Here is a 1,010-nt window from a genome sequence, read left to right as displayed (position 1 = left end):
GCTCGGCGCCATGGCGCTCCTCCTCGGACTCGCCCGCCTGCTCGACCGCCGCGCCGCTCGCGACGACGGCTGACCCCGGCGCGGGACGCCGGGTGCTCGGGCCTGCAGGACGAGCGCCCCTCGTCCCCCGAGGCCGTCGCCGAGTGGCGCGAGCGCCAGGAGGCGTGGCGGGCCGAGCGGGAGGCGTTCCGCGCCCAGCAGAGCGCGACGGCCCGCGAGACGGCCCGCGCCCGGGCGGAGGAGGCGCGAGTCGCCGCCGCCGCCGTCACCGCCGCGCGCCTGGAGCGCCAGCGCCTCCGACGCGCCGCGAACCCCCGGCTGCGGGCGAGCCTCACGCTGCTCGCCCTGGGCGCCGCCGCACTGACCGGCGCACTGGTCTCGCTCACCGCCTCCGGGCCGACGGCCCTCGTCGTCGGAGCCGCCTCGGCCGCGCTCGTGCTCGCCGTGGTGATCGTGCTCGCCGGCCTGTTCCGGAGGCGCGCGATCGCGCTGGTCGCCCTCGCGACGGTCGCGCTGGTCACGGCCGCCTGCGCCGCCGTGCTGCCGACCGACCGCGAGCTGCTCCCCGTGCTGGGCACCTACGGCTTCTCGAGCGCCGCTCCCGGCCGCTACGCGACGCTCGCGGCGAGCGACCTGCGCGTCACGGTCGCACCCGGCTACGAGACCTCCGGCGAGCCGCTGGACCTCTGGATCGGCTACGGGCACGTGTCCGTCGCCACGATGGCGGGAACGGCGGTCCGCCTCGAGGCGACCACGGAGGACACCGAGCTCCTCGTTCTGGACGCCGACGGAGGCGCGATCGACGCGCCCCGCGAGGTCCGCACCGCCGACGGCCGTCAGCTGTGGACGCAGACCTTCGGCGATCCCGAGGCCGAGCCGTTCGTGGTCCGCATCGCCCAGGAGGGCGGGTCGATCCGCGTCCAGGACTCCACACCGGGCGCCGACTCCGGCACCACTGCGCCGGACGCCGACGCCACCCCGACACCCACCCCGAGCCCCACCCCCGAGAC

Annotated in this window: 1 pseudogene; it reads left to right on the top strand. The window is 77.9% G+C overall.

The annotated features are described in order from the left end of the window. Positions 1–1,010 (top strand): annotated as a pseudogene (locus C5C25_RS16630) (hypothetical protein); the annotation flags it as partial.

This window comes from Rathayibacter sp. AY2B9, from assembly GCF_002931595.1.
Taxonomy (GTDB): Bacteria; Actinomycetota; Actinomycetes; order Actinomycetales; family Microbacteriaceae; genus Rathayibacter.
The sequence above is the reverse complement of the archived record's forward strand: the minus strand, read 5'-3'. Positions and strand labels throughout refer to the sequence as shown.